Origin of the sequence: Acuticoccus sp. (genome assembly GCF_965213555.1) — a bacterium.
Classification (GTDB): Bacteria; Pseudomonadota; Alphaproteobacteria; order Rhizobiales; family Amorphaceae; genus Acuticoccus.
The window spans coordinates 605,732-624,640 of sequence record NZ_OZ243890.1 but is presented as its reverse complement, the minus strand read 5'-3'; the positions used below and the strand labels follow the sequence as shown (position 1 = coordinate 624,640).

General features: G+C 70.2%; 23 protein-coding genes and 1 riboswitch. Of the genes, 12 read left to right on the top strand and 11 right to left on the bottom strand.

The genetic code is table 11. The features are described from left to right. Positions 1-3 precede the first annotated feature (3 nt). From ACOOE8_RS03185 to ACOOE8_RS03170, 4 genes are all read right to left on the bottom strand, one after another. On the bottom strand, positions 4-2,163 hold the full coding sequence (locus ACOOE8_RS03185; RefSeq protein WP_420393427.1) for an anthranilate synthase component I: 2,160 nt from the start codon (positions 2,161-2,163) through the stop codon (positions 4-6). Positions 2,164-2,248: 85 nt separating this feature from the next. After that, positions 2,249-3,019: a hypothetical protein gene (locus tag ACOOE8_RS03180; protein ID WP_420393426.1), complete on the bottom strand. Its 771-nt coding sequence runs from the start codon at positions 3,017-3,019 to the stop codon at positions 2,249-2,251. Between the two features lie 68 nt (positions 3,020-3,087). Beyond that, positions 3,088-3,594, bottom strand: coding sequence for a copper chaperone PCu(A)C (locus ACOOE8_RS03175; protein ID WP_420393425.1), 507 nt, complete (start codon positions 3,592-3,594; stop codon positions 3,088-3,090). Between the two features lie 53 nt (positions 3,595-3,647). Then, a riboswitch (cobalamin riboswitch) is annotated at positions 3,648-3,726 on the bottom strand. A gap of 50 nt (positions 3,727-3,776) precedes the next feature. Further along, positions 3,777-4,850 carry a YcaO-like family protein gene (locus ACOOE8_RS03170; RefSeq protein WP_420393424.1) on the bottom strand — a complete coding sequence of 358 codons (1,074 nt, stop codon included), beginning with the start codon at positions 4,848-4,850 and terminating at the stop codon, positions 3,777-3,779. A gap of 196 nt (positions 4,851-5,046) precedes the next feature. On the opposite strand from ACOOE8_RS03170, the gene ACOOE8_RS03165 reads away from it, so the two are divergent. After that, positions 5,047-5,442, top strand: a complete 396-nt coding sequence (locus tag ACOOE8_RS03165; protein ID WP_420393423.1) for a hypothetical protein — start codon at positions 5,047-5,049, stop codon at positions 5,440-5,442. A gap of 22 nt (positions 5,443-5,464) precedes the next feature. On the opposite strand, the gene ACOOE8_RS03160 is transcribed toward ACOOE8_RS03165, so the two are convergent. Next, positions 5,465-7,435, bottom strand: a complete 1,971-nt coding sequence (locus tag ACOOE8_RS03160; protein ID WP_420393422.1) for a BTAD domain-containing putative transcriptional regulator — start codon at positions 7,433-7,435, stop codon at positions 5,465-5,467. A gap of 216 nt (positions 7,436-7,651) precedes the next feature. Between ACOOE8_RS03160 and ACOOE8_RS03155 the strand changes: the two genes are divergently transcribed. From ACOOE8_RS03155 to ACOOE8_RS03140, 4 genes are all read left to right on the top strand, one after another. Further along, positions 7,652-7,879 carry a hypothetical protein gene (locus ACOOE8_RS03155; RefSeq protein WP_420393421.1) on the top strand — a complete coding sequence of 76 codons (228 nt, stop codon included), beginning with the start codon at positions 7,652-7,654 and terminating at the stop codon, positions 7,877-7,879. Between the two features lie 85 nt (positions 7,880-7,964). Next, positions 7,965-8,357, top strand: coding sequence for a helix-turn-helix domain-containing protein (locus tag ACOOE8_RS03150; RefSeq protein WP_420393420.1), 393 nt, complete (start codon positions 7,965-7,967; stop codon positions 8,355-8,357). A gap of 300 nt (positions 8,358-8,657) precedes the next feature. After that, complete coding sequence (locus tag ACOOE8_RS03145; protein ID WP_420393419.1) at positions 8,658-9,197, top strand: sigma-70 family RNA polymerase sigma factor; 540 nt, start codon at positions 8,658-8,660, stop codon at positions 9,195-9,197. Next, complete coding sequence (locus ACOOE8_RS03140; protein ID WP_420393418.1) at positions 9,194-9,901, top strand: anti-sigma factor; 708 nt, start codon at positions 9,194-9,196, stop codon at positions 9,899-9,901. Before ACOOE8_RS03145 ends, ACOOE8_RS03140 begins: the two co-directional genes overlap by 4 nt. Positions 9,902-9,987: 86 nt before the next feature. Here ACOOE8_RS03140 and ACOOE8_RS03135 read toward each other — a convergent pair whose 3' ends face one another. After that, positions 9,988-10,728 carry a DUF502 domain-containing protein gene (locus ACOOE8_RS03135; protein ID WP_420393417.1) on the bottom strand — a complete coding sequence of 247 codons (741 nt, stop codon included), beginning with the start codon at positions 10,726-10,728 and terminating at the stop codon, positions 9,988-9,990. 84 nt (positions 10,729-10,812) lie between these two features. Between ACOOE8_RS03135 and ACOOE8_RS03130 the strand changes: the two genes are divergently transcribed. Genes ACOOE8_RS03130 through ACOOE8_RS03110 form a run of 5 tightly spaced genes read left to right on the top strand, consistent with a single transcriptional unit; the run spans position 10,813 to position 13,556 of the window. Then, on the top strand, positions 10,813-11,769 hold the full coding sequence (locus tag ACOOE8_RS03130) for a cation diffusion facilitator family transporter (protein WP_420393416.1): 957 nt from the start codon (positions 10,813-10,815) through the stop codon (positions 11,767-11,769). 38 nt (positions 11,770-11,807) lie between these two features. Further along, positions 11,808-12,248 (top strand): NADH:ubiquinone oxidoreductase subunit NDUFA12, encoded by a 441-nt coding sequence (locus tag ACOOE8_RS03125; protein WP_420393415.1) that lies wholly within the window; start codon positions 11,808-11,810, stop codon positions 12,246-12,248. Continuing rightward, a complete protein-coding gene (locus tag ACOOE8_RS03120) occupies positions 12,245-12,649 on the top strand; it encodes a (R)-mandelonitrile lyase (RefSeq protein ID WP_420393414.1) in 405 nt (134 codons plus the stop codon). Before ACOOE8_RS03125 ends, ACOOE8_RS03120 begins: the two co-directional genes overlap by 4 nt. After that, entirely contained in the window at positions 12,646-12,981 is a 336-nt protein-coding gene (locus tag ACOOE8_RS03115) for a hypothetical protein (protein WP_420393413.1), read from the top strand. The genes ACOOE8_RS03120 and ACOOE8_RS03115 overlap by 4 nt, the downstream gene beginning before the upstream one ends. Next, complete coding sequence (locus ACOOE8_RS03110; RefSeq protein WP_420393412.1) at positions 12,966-13,556, top strand: AAA family ATPase; 591 nt, start codon at positions 12,966-12,968, stop codon at positions 13,554-13,556. The genes ACOOE8_RS03115 and ACOOE8_RS03110 overlap by 16 nt, the downstream gene beginning before the upstream one ends. Here the strand turns inward: ACOOE8_RS03110 and ACOOE8_RS03105 are convergent. The 5 genes from ACOOE8_RS03105 to ACOOE8_RS03085 form a co-directional block, all read right to left on the bottom strand. Beyond that, positions 13,514-14,383 carry an NAD(P)-dependent oxidoreductase gene (locus ACOOE8_RS03105; RefSeq protein ID WP_420393411.1) on the bottom strand — a complete coding sequence of 290 codons (870 nt, stop codon included), beginning with the start codon at positions 14,381-14,383 and terminating at the stop codon, positions 13,514-13,516. The genes ACOOE8_RS03110 and ACOOE8_RS03105 overlap by 43 nt on opposite strands. 59 nt (positions 14,384-14,442) lie before the next feature. Next, positions 14,443-15,582: a trans-sulfuration enzyme family protein gene (locus ACOOE8_RS03100; RefSeq protein WP_420393410.1), complete on the bottom strand. Its 1,140-nt coding sequence runs from the start codon at positions 15,580-15,582 to the stop codon at positions 14,443-14,445. Continuing rightward, positions 15,579-16,316 carry an ABC transporter permease gene (locus ACOOE8_RS03095; RefSeq protein WP_420393409.1) on the bottom strand — a complete coding sequence of 246 codons (738 nt, stop codon included), beginning with the start codon at positions 16,314-16,316 and terminating at the stop codon, positions 15,579-15,581. The genes ACOOE8_RS03100 and ACOOE8_RS03095 overlap by 4 nt, the downstream gene beginning before the upstream one ends. Next, positions 16,313-17,020 (bottom strand): ABC transporter permease, encoded by a 708-nt coding sequence (locus tag ACOOE8_RS03090; RefSeq protein WP_420393408.1) that lies wholly within the window; start codon positions 17,018-17,020, stop codon positions 16,313-16,315. Before ACOOE8_RS03090 ends, ACOOE8_RS03095 begins: the two co-directional genes overlap by 4 nt. Before the next feature lie 88 nt (positions 17,021-17,108). Then, positions 17,109-17,879, bottom strand: a complete 771-nt coding sequence (locus ACOOE8_RS03085; RefSeq protein WP_420393407.1) for a transporter substrate-binding domain-containing protein — start codon at positions 17,877-17,879, stop codon at positions 17,109-17,111. A gap of 321 nt (positions 17,880-18,200) precedes the next feature. On the opposite strand from ACOOE8_RS03085, the gene rplU reads away from it, so the two are divergent. Next, the gene (gene rplU / locus ACOOE8_RS03080) at positions 18,201-18,518 is read left to right on the top strand and encodes a 50S ribosomal protein L21 (protein ID WP_420393406.1); all 318 of its coding nucleotides are present in this window, start codon (positions 18,201-18,203) and stop codon (positions 18,516-18,518) included. A 76-nt stretch (positions 18,519-18,594) separates the two neighbouring features. After that, complete coding sequence (rpmA, locus tag ACOOE8_RS03075; protein ID WP_420393405.1) at positions 18,595-18,876, top strand: 50S ribosomal protein L27; 282 nt, start codon at positions 18,595-18,597, stop codon at positions 18,874-18,876. Positions 18,877-18,909 lie beyond the last annotated feature (33 nt).

Genomic DNA, 18,909 nt, shown 5'->3' with positions numbered 1-18,909 from the left:
CCGTCACGCCGCGGCCTCGTCGGAACGCGCAGCGCCGTCGAGGAGCGCGGCGACGGCGTTCTCCAGGATCGCGAGGCCGATGCCGTTGCCGAGCGACATGATCGATTCGGGGTGGAACTGGACCGCCATCAGCGGCCGGTCGCGGTGCTCCACCGCCATCACCGCACCGTCGGGGCTCGTTGCGGTGACGCGGAAGCCCTCCGGCAGGTGGTCGGGATCGGCCACGATGGAGTGGTAGCGCCCCACCGTCAGCGGGCCGGACAGGCCTGCGAACAGCCTCGAGCCCTCCTCGGTCGCGAGCGTCGAGGCCTTGCCGTGCATGGGGGGCGCGAAGGCGAGGCGGCCGCCGTGCGCCTCCACCATGGCCTGCAGGCCAAGGCAGACGCCGAAGACGGGGAGGTGGTTCGCCTCGGCCAAGCGGATGGTCGCCGCGCAGTCGAAGTCGGTCGGAGTCCCTGGCCCCGGCGACATGACGACGAGGTCCGGCGCGGTCCGAGCAAGGACGCCCTGGTCGATGGGCGCGCGCACGGTGACGACCTCGAGCCCGCAGCGACGCAGGTAGCCGGCCAGCGTGTGCACGAACGAGTCGTCGTGGTCGACGAGGAGCGCGCGCATGCCCGCGCCAGGGCGTGCCTTCTGAGACGCCGCGGTGGCCGCCCTGCCTGCACCGCGGATCGCAGCGCGCATGGCAGACGCCTTCAGGACCGTCTCGGCCTCCTCGGCATCCGCGTCGGAGTCGGCCAAGACGGTGGCGCCGGCGCGCACCTCCGCCACGCCGTCACGGATGTGGACGGTGCGCAGGGTCAGCCCGGTGTTGAGATCCCCGTTGAGGAGGACGATGCCGACCGCGCCGCCGTACCAGGCGCGCGGGCTCCTCTCGTGCGCCTCGATGAAGGCCATGGCGCGGCGCTTGGGCGCGCCCGTCACCGTCACCGCCCACGCATGGGACAGGAAGGCATCCAACGCATCGCGCCCTTCCAGCAGCGTCCCCTCGATGTGGTCCACCGTGTGGATCAGCCGCGAGTACATCTCGATCTGCCGCCGCCCGAGCACGCGGACGCTGTCCGGCTCGCACACCCGCGATTTGTCGTTGCGGTCGACGTCGGAGCACATCGTGAGCTCGGTCTCGTCCTTGGCCGAGTTCAGCAGCTTGCGGATCTGCTCCTCGTCCTCGATGGCGTCGCGTCCGCGGGCGATGGTGCCTGAGATCGGGCAGGTCTCCACGCGGCGCCCGGTGACGCGCACGAACATCTCCGGCGAGGCGCCGACCAGGAACTCGTCGTCCCCGAGGTTGATGAAGAAGCCGTAGGGCGACGGGTTGATCGCCGACAGGCGGCGCATGATGGCCGACGGCGCGTCCGAGAGGGGATCGCGGAAGGTCTGGCTCGGCACCACCTCGAAGAGGTCGCCGCGGGCGAAGTGGTCGAACGCGATGCGCACGGTGTCCGCGTACTCGCCTGGCCGGTGGTCGTCCTCGGCGCTGTTGCGCCTTGCCGCGAGCGGCCTGGGGGAGGGGACGCGCGGCACGCCGACCGTGGTCTCGCCGGCGAAGGCGAACTCGTAGGACGCCACCGTGGCGCGGCGGGCGTAGTGGTCCACGGCGAGGATCTCGTCGGGCAGGTAGAGCACGAGGTCGCGCTGGGACGCCGGGCGCTCGAGGCGCAGCGGCACGGGGTCGAACTGCAGCGCGAGGTCGTAGCCGAAGGCGCCGGCGAAGCCGAGCTGGCCGTCCTCGTCCGTGGCGAAGCAGTCCCGCAGCGCGCGCAGCGCGGTGAACGCCGTGGGCCTGCGCGATCGGTCCTCTTCGAACACCAGCTCGTCGCCCGGCTCCGGAACGGTGGCGACGACCTCACGCTCGCCGACCTCGACGGGAAGCTCGGCTGCGGTGAAGGCGGCGGCGACGGCGGGCAGGAGCGGGATCCCGCGCGGGTTCAACGCGCGCGCGGTGACAACCCGTCCGCGCGCCTCCACCGCGAGCGGCGGGTCGACCAACGCGAAGTCCCACCGCGTGTAGCGCCCGGGGAACTCGTAGCTCGAGGAGAACACGCAGCCGCGCTCGTGGTCGAGCCGGTCGATCCACCGCCCGAGCGCAGTGTCGTGGTCGACGGCGCGGTCCGTGCGGGTGATCGTCACCCCGCCGGCGGTGGTGAAGGTCTCGGTCATGCCCTGCCCATCGTGGCGCGCTGCGCGTCGGCCGCACCGGCGGACGCTCGCCCGCACGGCCATCCCTGTCAATCGCGAGCGTGCGTCACAGCAGCGGCATCAGGACGGCGAGGATGGCGCGCTGCGTGGCAGCGTCCCCGTCCGCGGCCTCGACGTTGGCGTAGTCCAGCCCGTTGGCGACGGCATAGTGCGACAGCGAGCAGTCCGTGCGCGCGGTGTCGACGGTCTCGACGAGTACGTTCACTCCCGCCGCGTTGAGCCGCTCGACGAGGCCGCGGACCCTTCCGTCGTCGGGACCCCGGCGGGACGCGAGGATGACCATCGCGTCCTCCTTGGCCAAGGGGCCCTCGGCGGGGAAGGCGGTCGCACCGTCGTAGGGCGCGCGGATCGAGATGGAGCCGGTGCCGCCCGTGCGCGCCGAGCCGGGGGCGTTGGTGTGGAGCGCGACCACGGGACTGCCGCGCGGCACCATCGCGGCGACGAAGGCCGTGCTGCGCGCACCACCGCACGCCAGCGCGCCGGCGTGGAAGTTGCGGTTGGGATCGACGCCGCCGTTGAACCTGCGGCCGCCGCTCTCCACCGCGGTCAGCGTGCCCCCGTAGGTGGCGAGCGCCGCTGCACCGGTGGCGAGGGCGGCGTCCTCGTCGTCGTGGGGCATCACGAACAGCGGACCAGCCCGGCCGGAGCGGAACGTCTGGACGCGCCAGTCGACGCCGTTCTCGGTGAAGCGGGTCTCCTCGGCGCACACCTCGCCGAGGACGGAGAGGTCGTCGTCGGCGTCGGCGAGGGCGGACGGTGCGAGGCAGCCGGGAGCCGCCTCGGTCCTCGGCGACGGACCGGCAGGCGCGCCGTCCACGCAGCCCACCAGCAAAAGCGCCGCGAGGGCAGTACCCCCTAGCCCGGCGCGTCCGACCGGCACGCGGGTCAGCTCGCCGGGTCCGCCGCGTCCTCGTGCTCGTCGCCGGCGTGCCCGTCCTCGTCGCGCTCCACCTCGCCGATGAGCTTCAGCGTGCCGGCGCCCTCGAAGCGCAGCGTGACCGGGAACAGCTCGCCCGGCTCGAGCCGGCGCTGCACGTCGTCGAACACCAGGCGCAGGCCCCCCGGCTGGAGGGTCAGCGTCTGCCCCGGGGCGATGTTGACGGCCGACACGGCGGTGATCGACAGGTTGCCGGCGCTGTCGATCACGCTCGCTTCGAAGCGGGCGGGCTGCGCGAACGGCACGGTGGCGCCCAGCAGGCGGTCCGGCGCGTCCGAGAGGTTCTCGATCGTCATATAGACGTAGATGCCGTGGGCGGTGGCCGCCGGCGCGTCGGTGTGGGCATGGCTGGCGCGCATGCCGTTCGCCTCGACGACCTCGCCGTCATGGTGGGCGAGCGCCGCGGTAGTCACCGACAAGGCGATGGCCGTCGCCAGTGTGCGGATGGAACGCATCTTGTCTCCTTGCCGGCAGTCGCGACCGGCGTTGGGGGTCCAGCGGAGTCGGCCGGTCTCCTGGCTCGCGGACGCTGGCGCGCGGCCCGCTCACAGTTGCGCGTCAGCGCCGGACTCCCACCGGCTTCCCGAACACCGCCTCCGCGCCGGACGCTAGCACCCGCCCGGAGGCCCGGCCAGCGCTAGATCACGAACGGGACGGGGTTGAGCTCGGCCTCCGTCAGCGGCCGGTCGCGCCAGCCGAGCGCGACGGGGACGTCGTAGAGCCGACCCGGTGCGAAGCGGGGTTGCCAGTCCCGCAGCGTCGTCGACACGGCCTTCACCACGGGCACGCCGAACTCCGGCCGCGTCAGGTCGACGATGCCGACGTCGATGCCCAGGGCGTCGAACGCTTCCACGAGGTCGCTGAACGAGCATGGCGACGGCGGGGCCGCCTCGCCCTCGCCCCGGAGGTAGGGGACGGCACGGGCGTTGGTCGCCTCGGACCAGGCGAGGAGGGATGGTGGCTCAGGCGCGTCGGTCAATTCTTGAGCACGGCGCATGTGGACAAGCGCGATCTCGCCCTGAAGGAGCTCGAGCGTAGCGGACCTCACCGCGCTGCGGACGTCGAGGGCTGCGGAGGCGCCGATCGCCGGCCGGGTTCCGTCGGGGGCCGACGACAGCGCGACGACCGCGGGAACCGGCAGGTCCGTTCCTGCAAGGAGGTGCCAGGTCATGCGGCGCCGGTCCCTCAGCCACGCGGCGAAGTCGCACGGCAACGCGGCATCGACGACCGCAGCCCCAAGCCTCGGGACGGCCATCATGTTGTACCACCAGATCGCAACCGCATCCCGCTCGACGCGTTCCAGCACCGCGTGGCGCCTTGCTGCCGCCACGTCGTCGTGCGCCGCTGTTCCCGTCGAGGACGACAGCACCGGCGGCAGGCCGAGTCGCACGTCCTCGTTGGCGAACACCGCCGTCGCGGGGACGTGATATCCCCGGTCGGCGCTGAGGGAGCGCGCACTCATCCACAGGTTGTCCACGGGCTGTCCACAGGCCGCGCCTGCAATATAGTGTCGCAATGCGTCGATTTGCATCAGCTGATCGGCACTAAACTGCCAGTATGAGCACTGGTTCAAACCTGCGCAATCCTGCGACCTTAGGGAGTAGGTCCTTGGGTCATTTCTCCCACCGGTCATTGAACAAGCGCGCTCAATAGCCTCTGCAAGCGTAGCAATCCGCGCCGATCGCTCGTCGAAGCCGCGCCCGCCGGCCATCGTCCACGCCCGGGTCCACGGAGGATCGGTAGGATTGTTCGCCGCGAACGCGGTGAAGAAATAGGCAGGGCATGATCTAAGGTTGAACTTAAGTAGGCGGAGGTCGAGTGATTGTAGTTCGGCGTCCTGTAACGGTATACGTACGTCACCGCCGGAGGAGATCCAGGCGTCAACGGAAGAGAGAAGGTGGTTTGGCATGTTCTATGAGGCCAAGATCGACTGTGATGCTTTCGATGTGTCCGAACACCTCGAAGGAATTGTCAAGCGCGAGCTGCGAGGGAAGAAGATGGCACGTATTGCCGTAAATCGTTCGGCTATTCCTCAGATCGGCAAGGCGTTCGGCGAGGCCGCCAACGACCCGGCCAAGCGGGAGGCGTTCCGCGCCGACCCCATCGCCTACCTTCGCGCCGCCGGCGTCGCCGAAGAGAACCTTGCCGGGCTGAACATCGTCCTGCACGAGGACGACGACGACACCGTCCACGTCGTGCTGCCCGACAGCGTCGACGCCGGTCGCCTGCGCGCCAACGACCACGAGTACCTGAAGATGCTCGGCACCATGGCAGTGCTCGGCTGCTGCCGTCCGCTCTCCTGAGCGACGCGGCTGGCCCTTCCCCTCAGCGGGCGATGCTGCCTACCGGGAGCCCCGCCCGCTCGAGCGCCCCGAACAGCCGCCGCTTGACGTTGGGATCGCTGTTCATGTTGCTGGACACGATCCACTTGGACAACGCCGACCTGTCGATGGTCGCCTGAGGCTCGGCGCTGCGCAGCTCGCGGTCGAAGCGCACCCGCGCGGCGGCCGCAGCCTCTGCGTCGCCGCGCTCCTCGTTTGCTGCGACGAGGAGGAGCGCGGAGTGGATGTTGTCAGGTGCCTTGCGCAGGTGCTCGATGCACGCGTCGAGGTCGCGTCTGAGGTAGGCGATGTTGGCGAGGTAGTGGAAGTAGTACGCCGGCGTGTAGCGCCCCGAAAGCTTGATCGCCCGGTCGGCGAGGGTCTGCGCTCGATCGAGGGCACCGGAGTACGCGTTTGCCTCCGCGGCCGCGATCAACGTGCGGCTCGAGAACGGGTTGAGCTCCATCGCATCGTCGAAGGCAACGATGGAGCGCGCGTGATCCTCGTTCTGCATGTGCATCCAGCCGAGGATGACGTGGTTGAACGGCTCGAGCTCGTCGATGGCGATCGCGCGTATCGCGCATTCCCGCGCCCGCGCCCTGTCGGCCTCCACCGCAGCAGCGTCCGCCGGGAGCATGAGGCGGCGGATCATCAGGATCGAGCTGATCGAGGAGTGGACCAGGCTAAGACGCTTGCCACGATCGTCCGTGGCGAGGTCCTCGAGGATGGTCAGCGCGGCCCGGTCGGCCGTCGGGTTCCACTGGGTAAGGAGCTTGTAGGCCTCCAGCCAGCGCCCGAACGGTGCGTCGCTGGCCCGTGCGTTGTCCGAGACTATGTCCTGCTCGAGGCTGTTGATCGACGACGCGATCATCGTCTCGGCGACGTCGCGATCCTCGAGCACGTCGTAGCCAATGCGCACGGACGACACGGTGTCCTGCCGCCGGACGTTGATGCAGCGCAGGTAGATCGCCCGCGCCTTCGGCTCATCCCACAGGAGGAGCCGATAGTCGTGGTCGAGCGCGTCGGACAAGCCGATCCGGCTGACGAGCGCGCCACCGTCCTCGACACCGTCCCCGTCGTCGCGCTCGAAGCAGCGCATGGTGCGGAAGCGCGTGAGCTGGTGGACGAGTTCGGCGTGGGCGAAGCTGAACAGGTCGGGCGTCGGCCGGGAGCCGCGCGGCCGCACCAGCGCCACGGTCGGCCTGTCCTCGACGCCCAGCGTGGGAGCGCGCGCCGCGGGCACGTCGATGTCGCTCGGCGCGTGCCCCTCCTCAATCGCCCTCGCCAGCGCGCGCGGCGGCGTCAAGTCGAGGTCGCGCAAGGCGCGCGCGTAGGAGCGGTACTGGCGCGCCGCGGCCGATGGGTAGCCCTCCTGCGCTAGGATCCGGATGAGCCGCTCGTTGGCCTCGCCGTCGCTCGGCTCCAGCTTCACGATGAGCTCGCACAGGGCGATCTGCAGCCCCGTGTTGCCAGCCACCGGCGGAATCAGAGCCAAGCGTTGAGAGAGCAGCTTGTGCGTGAGGCCCGCCGTCTCCGCCCGGAAGGAGGCGACCCAGTCGTCAAACAGCGGCTCCCCGAGCTCAAGCTCCTGCAATGGCTCGCCGGTCCAAAGTCGCAGCGCCTCACGGTAGGCCCGCTCGGTCCCCGCGCCGAGGCAGCGATTGAACGATGCAAGGTCCGAACGCGTCGGATCGCTGGCGAACCATACGTCCGTGCGGTCCTTGGCGATGAGGCTGCACGCGCCCGGGGAGGCGCCGATGAGCGACAGCGCCTTCCGCAACGAAGCCCGTGCGGCCTCCGCGTCCGACTCGCCCCACAGGAGCCCGGCGAGACGGCCCCGCTCCACCCGACGGCCACCGTGCGCCGCGAGGAAGATGCACAGCGCTGCCGCCTTGCGGCCAGGAAAGTCCACCCGAGCGCCACCGATCGACAGCGACGGCGGCCCGATGAGCTTGATCTGCGGTTCAGCGTTCAAGGGCACGATGGTGTTGTCTCAGCAAACTGCCTCAGTTTAGCCGTTTTGTAACGATAGATGGTAATGTGTAGCATTACAACTCGACGTACATAGTTGGATGCCCTTGCCGGTGACGCAACGCCAAGGCAGCCGACACCCGGTTTCGTTTCACGCTGAAATCACGGTGGCATAGTACGCATCTCCTGTCACGTCGGGTTGAAGGCAGGAGAACGTTGAATGTCGGGTTGTTTTGATCTGGGAATGGGCGTTGGCGTCGTCGCCCCCACGCTCACCGATCGCGAGGTGTTGCGCAGGCTCATCGAGTATGCCCGGGCCGAGGCCGAGGGCGAGGGCGAGCCGCTGTGCGCGCAACTCCTGTCTGCAGCGCTCGCCGCGCTCGAGATGTCGCCCGAGGAGATGACCGATTGGCGCTACGGGATGGTGTCCGCCCGAGCATTGGCATGATGCTTCGGTTGGATCGTCTCCGTGGGACACGCTGGACCGCGTCCCTTGCGACCAGTCGCCTCAGGCGACCTATCACGGTATTCCTATGACATCGATCGACACTGTGTCCGCCGAACGGCTCGGCCTGCGTCATTCCCTCCTCTCCACCATCGGTGGACGGGTTCGCCAGCGTCGCAGCCGCGCCCGGTTGTCGCGTCGCGTGCTCTCCGAGCGCTGCGGCGTGTCGGAGCGCTTCCTCGCCCAGCTCGAGCACGGCAAGGGCAACATCTCCATCGTGCGGTTGAAGTCCATCGCGGACGCCCTGCAGGTGCCGCTCGACGAGCTCGTGCGTGACGACACCGCGTCGCGCCCGGTGCAGTTCGACGACTGGCGCGCGCACCCCGGGGCCATCGCCGACCTCTACCGGCACGCCGACGCGCGGGATCAAGAGCGGGTCGTCGAGGTGCTGGTGCGCTCGCGCCGCGCCATCGCGGTGTGACGGCGCGGCGGGCGCAGCCCGCCTGCGCGGCCGGTCGTCCCGGGCGGTGTACCGCGGTCCCACTCGGCCGACGTGATCGCCTCGGCAACGCCCGCTGCACGAGCCCGCTTCAGCGCGGACCGGACTGAACCGGCGTACGCGGTGTCCCAGCGCTGACGCACGCCGACCGCCCGCCGCGCCATCGCGGTCGGCTCCCCCGATCGTCCCAAGGTGCCGACAGATTGTGCCGGCGCGCCGTGCCGGCTATGGCTGAGCGGCCTGCGATGGTTTGCAGGCGCAGTGGCGCGTTCCGGGGACGTGATGGACGAGGCCAGCCTCGAAGAGTTGCTGTCGAAGACCGCGCTTGGCGACCGGCGGGCGTTTCACGACCTCTACCAGCGCACGAGCCCCGCGCTCTACGCGGTGTGCCTGCGCATCCTTCAGGATGGCGCCGAGGCGGAGGATGCCACTCAGGACGCCTACGTGAAGGTCTGGCGGTACGCCGAGCGCTACAACGCCGGACGCGCGCGGCCGATGACGTGGATGCTCGCCATCACGCGCAACATCTGCATCGACCGGCTGCGGGTCCGCCGAACCCCGACGGCGACCCTTGAGGCCGCCGAGGCGGTGGCCGACGCGACCATGCGTCCCGACCAGAAGGCCCTCGCGAGCGGTGAGGCCAAGCGTCTCCTCGACTGCATCGACAAGCTGGGGCAAGACGAGGCGCGCCTGGTCCGCGTCGCCTACTTCGGTGGGGTGACCTACGCCGCGCTCGCCGAGCGCGACGGCACCCCCCTTGGGACGGTCAAGAGCCGGATGCGGCGGGCCCTGGCGACGCTCAGGGGATGCCTGTTCGAATGACCATGACGGACGGCGATAGGCTCGACGCAGGGGCGTACGCCCTCGCCCTCGACGACGGGAGCGAGCGAGCTCGTTTCGAGGCTGCGCTGCTCGACGACCCTGAGCTCGCCGAGGCGGTCTGGATGTGGGAGGAGCGGCTGCGGCCGCTCGGCGAGGCGGTGCCGCGGCGGCGTGTTCCGGCGCGGGTGTGGCGCGGCGTCGAGTCGCGGCTGTTCGGTGACGAGCTGTCCGCGAGGCGGCGCGAGCGTCGTGCCGTATCGTTCTGGCGCAGCTTCGCCATGCTGTTCGTCGGGCTGTCCCTCGCAGGGCTCGCCGCCATCGCCGTCCTCGTGGCGCGGCCCGACCTCCTCGGGCTCGACGGAGCACGACGGGCCGGTGGGGAGTGGATCGCGCCGATCGTGCGCCTCGACGGGACGATCGCGCTCCTCAAGGTGGAGCCGGACGGCACCCTCGTCGTCGAGCCGTTCCCGGTCCTCGGCCCGGACGAGGACGCGCAGATCTGGCTGGTGCCGACGAGCGGCGACCCTGTGTCCCTCGGCGTCGTCACCGAAGACGGCCGCACGCGCGCCTCCGTCCCACGCGCCGCGGTGGAGCGGCTCGATCCCTCGGCGGAGGTCGTCGTCACCGCGGAGCCCCCTGGCGGCTCGCCGACGGGGGGACCCACCGGGCGGCGCCTCGGCTCCGGCTCGCTCATCGAGTTCTGACTTCGCGATTGTCCCGAGGGCGCGCGATTGGACAGCGGCGTCACATCGCGGTCAGTGGAGGCGACGAGCAGCCACCCTCGATGCGGTCAGCCCTGCTCCCCCGGGACCTTTGGCGGCGCCGAAGGATCAGGCCGGCGTGGCACCATCTGCGGCGCGGCGCCAGGCGTGCGGCGGATCGTGCCCATGTAGTCCGGCGCCGTCACGCCCATGGAGACGTAGATGTTGGTGAGGCCCTCGACGCCGAAGGCGGCCGGGCGGACCCAGTCGGCGGGCAGGAAGAACAGCCCGCCGCCGAACGGCACCGGCGCGGTGGGCACCATGACGATGCGGTAGTCCTCGCCTTCGATCTGCACCGGCTCGTCGGACGGCATCAGTCCAAGCACGGCGGTCCGCCGCTCGTCGGAGAAGAAGCACCACACCGGGCTCATCGACTTTACGTCCACGTCGTCGCGATTCTCGAGGAGCTGCACGAAGCGCGTGATGGTCCGGTAGATCGTGCCGATGAGCGGGATGCGGCCGATGGTTTCGTTGAAGAACGTCGTCCAGAGGCTGCGCAGGCGCGACTGGACGAGGAGGCCCAGCATGTAGAGCCCCGCGAGCACGATGACCGTGCCGATCAGGTAGGCGACGTCGTCGTCGACGACGACGATGGCGCCGAGCCGCTCGACCGACCGTCCGAACCAGGATGCCGGGCCGAGGTAGTCGCGCACGTAGGACGCGACCCAGCTGATCACGAGGAGCGTGATGATGAGGGGCAGCACCGCCAAGAGGCCTGTGAAGATCGTCCGAGCCACGCTCACGATGGGCCGCATGCGGTGTCCTTTCATGATGACGCTTCGGGAACGCGCGGAATGGCGGGCCGTTCGCGAACAGGTCGCGCTTGCGACCGATCGCGAAGCATTGAGGGCACGATGGCGGCCAAGGGCAACGTCAGGATCATCTACGCTGCGTTGTTCGCCAACGGGGCTATCGCGGTCACCAAGTTCATCGCCTCGTTCGTCACCGGTTCGTCCGCGATGTTCGCCGAAGGCGTCCACTCGGTGGTGGACACCGGGAACCAGGGCCTGCTGCTCCTCGGCATCGCCCGCTCCAAGCGCCCAGCGACGCCGGAACACCCCTTCGGCCACGGCAAGGACCTCTACTTCTGGGCCTTCATGGTCGCGATCATCATCTTCGGCGCGGGCGCCGGCTTCGCCGCCTATGAGGGCGTCGAGAAGCTGCTGCATCCGGCCGAGGTTGAGGGGTCCTGGATCAACTACGCGGTGCTGGGCGCTGCGATGGTCTTCGAGACCATCGCCCTCACTATGGCGTTCCGTGCGTTCCAGGCGGCGCGCGAGGGCCGCGGGATGCTGGAGACCGTGCGGCAGTCGAAGGACCCGACGCTGTTCACAGTGCTGTTCGAGGACGCGGCGGCGATGCTCGGCCTCGTGATCGCCTTCTTCGGCATCCTCGCCACCGACCTCACCGGCGACCCGACCTGGGACGCGGTGGCCACGCTCGCCATCGCCGCGGTGCTCGCGCTGACCGCGGTGTTCCTCGCCATCGAGACCAAGGGACTCCTCGTGGGCGAGGCGGCCGAGCCCGGGCTGGTGCGCCGGATGCGCGAGGCGGTCCTCGCCGAGCCCGGGGTGCGGTCGGTCAACGAGCTCCTCACGATGCACCTCGGCCCCAACGAGATCCTCGTCACCCTGTCGGCCGACTTCGACGACACATTGAAGGGCGGCGAGCTCGAGGACGTGGTGACGCGGCTGCAGGAGAAGGTCCGCACGACGTTCCCGGACGTGAAGCGCCTGTTCATCGAGGCTCAGGGCCGGGCCGCGCACCGGGAGCAGGCCGCCGCCGCCGGTGACGTCGTCGCGCCGGTCTGACGCTTTACTTCGCCCCCTCGACTGACTAGGCGTGCCCCATGGCGAAGACGGGTCTCGGACGGCGGCTCCTGCAGGCGTTCACCTGGTGGCACGGTGCCACTTGGGGCACGGCGCTCACCACGTTTCTGCGTGGCGAGGAGGTGGGGATCGACCAGTTCGGCAACCGGTACTTCCGCACGCGCAAGGGGCGGATCGACCCTGCGCTCGGCATCGAGCGGCGCTGGGTGATCTATGCCGACCGCGCCGATGCTTCGACGATCCCGCCCGGCTGGTACGGCTGGATGCACCACCTGTCGAAGGTGCCGCCCAGCAAGGACGACTACACCCCGCACGAGTGGGAGGCGCCGCACCAACCGAACATGACGGGGACCGCCCAGGCGTACCGGCCGCGCGGTTCGATCTTCCGGCCGGACCCGGAGGCGTCGATCACGGCCGGTTACGATGCTTGGACGCCTGGCGGCGAGGGGGACGCGCGATGAAGCTTATGCGATGCGGCGAAACGGCGTCGATCAAGGCGCCCGAAAGCTACTTCATCGGGACGGTGTGGCAGACCCCGATCCACACCGCGCCGGACCCGGCAAGGGTCGCTGCGACGCTGGTGTCGTTCATGCCGGGAGCCCGCACCAACTGGCACCATCACCCACTCGGCCAGACGCTGTTCGTGACCCAGGGCTGCGGCTGGTTCCAGACCGAGGGCGAAACGCGGGTGGAGATCCGCGCCGGCGACACGGTGTGGATCCCGCCCGGCGAGAAGCACTGGCACGGCGCCACCGACACGACCTCCATGACCCACGTTGCGATGCACGAGCGCGACGGCGACGCGCACGTCGCCTGGCTCGAGCCCGTCGCCGACGCGGACTACCTAGGGAGCACCCGATGAGGCGCATGGCGCTCGTTGCGATCCTCGCCCTCGCGCCGGCGGCGGCCGCCGGGCAGACCGCCTCCGGAACCGGCACGCAGAGCGACGCGCCGGCGGCGGGCGGTGCGGGCGAGGAGCTCGTGTGTCTGATGGAGGACGGCGAGGAGATCACCCTCGTTCGCAACGAGGCCGACGGGAGCTGCGCGTTCGGTGGCACCACCGGCGAGCTGTCGGACGGCGTTTGCCGCATCGACGGCGAGGACGAGCGGTCCCTGACCGTCGATCCGGCCACCGGCGCCCTCGTCTACGAGGAGGGAGACACGACCCGCCGCGGGGTATGCGGCCCCGCCTGACGGCACCCGTCCTCGTCGCCTTCGCCGGATTGCCCGGCGTCGGCAAGTCGACGATCGCGCTCCGGCTCGCGCGCCAGCTCCGAGCGGTCTACCTGAGGATCGACACCGTCGAGGCCGCCTTGGCTGGGTCGGCCCTCGCCATCCATGTGCCCGAGGATGCGGGCTATGCCGCTGCCATCGCCGTCGCGGCGGACAACCTTGCGCTCGGGCATAGGGTGGTCGGCGACAGCGTCAACCCGGTCGCGGAGAGCCGTGCCGCGTGGCGGGCTGCCGCGGCGCGGACCGGCGCCAGCATCCTCGAGGTCGAGGTCGTCTGCGCCGACACGGGCGAACACGCGCGGCGCGTCGCCGCCCGCCATGCGTCCGCACCGTCACAGCATCCCCGTTGGTCGGCCGTGCTCCAGCGGGCCTACACACCCTTCCCGGAGGCGACCATGCGGATCGACACGGCGGGCGAGGGCGCCGACGACGCCGTCGCACGCATTGTCGCGACCCTCGCTCCGAACGGCCTAGAGCAAGGCAGGACCGGCGATCAGCCGCGCTCGAGGCGGGCGAGCAACGACGACGTGTCGTAGCGCCCCCCGCCCATCTTCTGGACGTCGGCGTAGAACTGGTCGACCAGCGCCGTCACCGGCATGCGCGCGCCGTTGCGCCGCGCCTCGTCGAGCACGATGGACAGGTCCTTGCGCATCCAGTTCACGGCGAAGCCGTGGTCGTAATGGTCTGCGTCCATCGTCTTCCAGCGGTTCTCCATCTGCCAGGACTGGGCGGCTCCCTTGGAGATCACTGAGATCACCTGCTCCACGTCAAGGCCGGCGGCCTTGGCGAAGTGGATCCCTTCGGCCAATCCCTGGACGAGGCCCGCGATGCAGGTCTGGTTCACCATCTTGGTGAGCTGGCCGGCGCCGGTGTCACCCATGAGGCCCACCATCTTGGCGTAGCAGTCGATGATGGGCTTGGCGCGGTCGAACACGTCCTGCCGGCCGCCGACCATGACGGTGAGCGCGCCGTTCTCCGCGCCCGCCTGTCCGCCCGAGACGGGGGCGTCGAGGAAGTCGAAGCCCGCCTCGGCGGCTGCGTCGCCGAGCTCGCGCGCAACCTCGGCGGACGCGGTGGTGTTGTCGATGAACGTCGCGCCGGACTCCATTCCGCCGAACGCACCGTCGGGGCCGGTGGTCACGGCGCGCAGGTCCTCGTCGTTGCCGACGCAGCAGAACACGAACTCCTTGCCAGCCGCCGCCTCGCGCGGGGTCGGCTCGTGGTCGCCGCCGTGCTCGGACGCCCAGCGCTCCGCCTTCTCGGTCGTGCGGTTGTAGACGGTGACCTCGTGCCCGCCCTTCTTCAGGTGGCCGGCCATCGGGTAGCCCATGACCCCAAGACCCAGGAATGCGACGTTCGCCATCTGCGGCTCCTTGCGTGTTCGTGCGTGTGTTAGCGGCGCAGGGCCGGCCTGTCAGGCCGTCAGGGGGCGTCGAGCGCCTCGGCGAGGTCGGCGACGAGGTCCTCCACCGCCTCGATCCCGACGGAGAGGCGCAGGAGACCTTCGGGGATCCCCGTCGCTGCGGGCTCGATGGAGTGGCGGTGCTCGATGAGCGACTCGACGCCGCCGAGGGAGGTCGCCCGCTTGACGAGGTTGAGGCGTCCGGCGACGGCGAGGGCGTGTGGCGCGCCGTCTTTTACGTCGAACGACAGGAGCATGCCGAACCCGTCCATCTGCGCGGCGGCGACGGCGTGGCGAGGGTGATCGGCCAGCCCAGGGTAGCGCACCGTCGCGACCCTCGGGTGCTCGGCGAGCCAGTGGGCGATGTGGAGGGCCGAGCGGCCCGCCTCGGCGACGCGCAGGTGCACGGTGCGCATGCCGCGCGTGAGGAGCCAGGCGTCGAACGGGCTCGCGACGGCGCCCTCCGTCGCGCGCAGCTTGAGGAGCTCGTCCCAGGCGTCCCCGGACGGCTCGGCGACGGCGACCGCACCGGCGAGGACGTCGGAGTGGCCGTTGAGCGCCTTGGTCGCCGAGTGCACGACGACGTCCGCGCCGTGCTCCAGGGGCCGCGTCACGATGGGCGTCGCGGCGGTGGAGTCCACGGCGAGGCGTGCGCCATGGCGATGCGCGATGGATGCGGCCTCGGCGATGGGGACCACGGTGAGCCAAGGGTTGGACGGGGTCTCGATGAGGACCAGCGCTGGGCGGTGCTCCGCGCACGCGGCTTCGAGCGAGCCCATGTCCGCCGGGTCGAACGTCGCCACCGGAAGGCCAGCGGCGGCGAGGCGCTCGGCGAGGACGGCGGTGCCGTAGTACGTGCCGCGCTGGACGACCACGGGGCCGCCGGCGGAGCGCATGACCGCGGCGATGGCGGCGAGCCCGGAGGCGAAGAGCCGCGCCTCCGCCGCCCCCTCCAGCGCGGCGATGACGCGTTCGGCCTCGCGCACCGTTGGGTTCTGGTCGCGCCGGTAGACGTCGCCCGAGGCTGGCGGCGCGTAGTCCGCGTCCCGCAGGAACGTGGTGGACGGCTGCCACGGGCCGACGACGCCACCGCTCGCCTCGTCCACCTGCCCGTCGGCCTGGGCGGCGATGGTGGCGCGCTGCCAGGGCCTGCGTCTCACGTGAGCGCCGCCTGCGGCTCGCCGCCTGCGGCCCTGCGGCGGACCTCCGGGTCGAGGTGGCGGGTCAGTCGGCGCTCCAAGAGGTTCCAGACGCGTCGCAGCGTCTCCACGAGGATGAGGTAGAGCGCGGCGGCGTAGAAGTAGACCGAGAAGTCGAACGTGTCCGAGTAGGCGAGCCGCGTCTCGCCGAGCAGGTCATACACGGTGACGACCGAGGCGACCGCCGACCCCTTGATGGTGAGGATGATGTCGTTGCCGAACGGGCGCAACGCGTAGAGCGCGGCCTGTGGGGCCACCACCTTCGTGAAGACGCGTCGGCGGTCGAGCCCCAGCGCGTCGCCGCCCTCCCACTGCCCGGTCGGGATCGCCTGCACCGCGCCGCGGAAGATCTCAGCCTGGTAGGCGGACGTGTTGAGCACGAAGGCGAGCGCGGCGCAGTTGAACGGCTCGGACAGGAACCACCACAGGCCGACGCTCTCCCAGAAGTCCGCGAACTGGCCGGCGCCGTAGTAGATCAGGAAGAGTTGGGCGAGCAGCGGCGAGCCGCGCAGGAGGTTGGTGTAGAGCCAGGTCGTCACACGGAGCCAGCGGCGATGGGACAGTCGCCCAGCGGCGATGAAGCCCGCCACCACCGCGCCGACCACGACGCCGATGACGACGAGCTCGATGGTGATGAGGAACCCCTCGAGCAGGTCGTCGGCGTAGTCGACGAGGACGTCCGGCAGCACGATCATCGGGCCGTGAAGCCGCGGCTGTAGCGCGCCTCGAGGAGCCCGAAGAGGCCCATGGAGGCCAGCGAGACCGCGAAGTAGATGAGGATCGCGACGAGGTAGAAGAAGAACGGCTCCTTCGTGGCTCCGACGGCGATGGTGGTGCGGCGCAACAGGTCTGGCAGCGCGATGACGGCGACGTAGGCGGTGTCCTTGAGGAGGACGAGCCACAGGTTGCCGAGGCCCGGCAGCGCGAGGCGCATGACCTGCGGCAGCGTGACCTTGGTGAGGATCGCGACACGCGACAGGCCGAGCGCGGTCGCCGCCTCGTGCTGACCGCGCGAGACGCCCGACAGCGCTGCCATGAAGACCTCCGAGCAGAACGCGGCGGACACCGCGCCCAGCGCGATCATGCCGGCGAGGAACGCCGGCAGCTGGACGTAGGCGTCCGACACGAGCCCGACCGCCGCGCGCAGGGCCATCGCCGCACCGTAGTACACGATGAACAGCGTGATTAGCTCCGGCAGGCCCTTGAAGACCGTGGCGAAGAGGGTCGCCGGGGCCGCCAGGAGCGGGTTGCCCCAGCGCCGTGCCAGCGCGAGCGCGAAGCCGAGGACGAGCGCCAGCGGCGCGGTGGCGAGCGCCAGAAGCAGCGTGATGCGCAACCCCGCAAGGAGCTCGTCACCCCATCCGTCCGGGCCGTAGGCGAGCAGCGCGAGAAGGTCCATGGGAAGAGCTCGGGTTGGGTATCAGCCTACGGACCGTAAGGGTCGGCCCGCGGCGCGCCCTGTCGCCGCGGTCGAGCCTGCGCCGACGTCAGTCGCCGTAGACGTCGAAGTCGAAGTACTTCGACTGGATCTCCTCGTAGGTCCCGTCCTCGCGGATCGCCGCGATGGCGTCGTTGAACTTCGCGATGAGCTCCTCCTCGCCCTCGCGCACGGCGATCCCCGCGCCCATCCCGTTGATGACGGGGTCGGGCGTCAGCGTGGTGAGGATCTCGCAGCACGCGCCGTCCTCCGAGTTCACCCAGTCGGACAGGACGACGACGTCGTCGATGGCGGCGTCGATGCGACCCGACGCGAGGTCGAGCTTGTACTCCTCCGGCGTGCCGTAGCGCCTGAGCTCGGTCTCCGGGAAGTACTCCTCCGCGTAGTTCGCGTGGGTGGTCGCGGACTGGGCGCCGAGCGTGATGTCCGCCATCGCCTCGGCGCTCGCCTCGGTGAGCTCGGAGTCCTTGGGGACCGCGATCGCCGGCGGCGTGTTGTAGTACTTGTTGGTGAAGTCGACGACCTCGTCGCGCTCCGGCGTGATCGACATGGAGGCGATGATGGCGTCGAACTTGCCGGCCCGCAGCGCTGGGATGATCCCGTCCCAGGACTGCGCGACGAAGGTGCAGTCGGCGTTCATTTCCTCGCAGAGCGCCCTCGCGATGTCGACGTCGAAGCCCGTCAGGTTACGGTCCGAATCATAAAAGTTGAATGGAGGATAGGCACCCTCGGTGCCGATGCGCAGCTCCATCGTGTCCTGGGCGGCCGCCGGCGCAGCGAGGGCCGCAGCGACGAGCGCAGCGATCAAGGGACGTGACATTCGTGGTCTCCCAACGTTTTGACCGTCATCATGACGGTCGACGCGGATCATGCAAGCGGCGTGACAGACCCTGCCGGACGCGTCGCTGGGCTGTGCCCTGCCCGTCGCCGTCGGCTTGACAGTGCGGGCAGCCGACCGTACCTGCGAGCACTTGGAGCAGGGTTTCGATCGGCCGCTGACTGCCCACGTTCCGGGCTTACGCGAATGGTGCGCGGCTGGCGTGCATTGCGTCGCTGCGGCGCGGACATCTGGGACGACGGGCCGGACGGCGTCGGGCGAGCTGGGTCGGCCCGCGTAGGGCGCGGGAGTGAGGGGACGACGATGTTCGCGGTGATCAAGACGGGCGGCAAGCAGTATAGGGTGACGCCCGGGGACCAGCTCACCATCGAGACGCTCTCCGGCGCCGCCGGCGACGCCGTGTCGTTCGACGACGTGCTGATGGTGTCGGATGGCGAGGCGACGTCGATCGGTGCGCCGCACCTGCCCGGCGCAACGGTCAAGGGCGAGATCGTCGATCAGGTGCGCGGCAAGAAGGTCATCATCTTCAAGAAGCGGCGGCGGCAGAACTCGCGCCGGCGCAACGGCCACCGTCAGCATCTCACGATCGTGAAGATCACCGACATCCAGGCGACCGCCTGACCCGTAACATGATCGGGGCTTGCACGCTCCGGTAGAAGGCTTCCGGGCGCTTGCTCCGGTGGAATGGACAGCGACGATGGCACACAAGAAGGCAGGCGGCTCCTCGCGCAACGGCCGTGACACGGCGGGCCGGCGGCTTGGATTCAAGAAGTTCGGCGGCGAATCGGTTGAGCCCGGCAACATCATCGTGCGCCAGCGCGGCACGCGCTGGCACGCCGGGGACAACGTCGGCATGGGCAAGGACCACACCCTGTTCGCGCTCACCGAGGGCTACGTGGCGTTCCGCCGGCGCCTCGGGCGCGTCTACGTGTCGGTCGCTCCGCAGCGTCCGGGGGTGAGCGTCCCCGCGGCCGAGTAGCCGGTCCCGCCCGCCGGCGTCCCTGAGATGTCG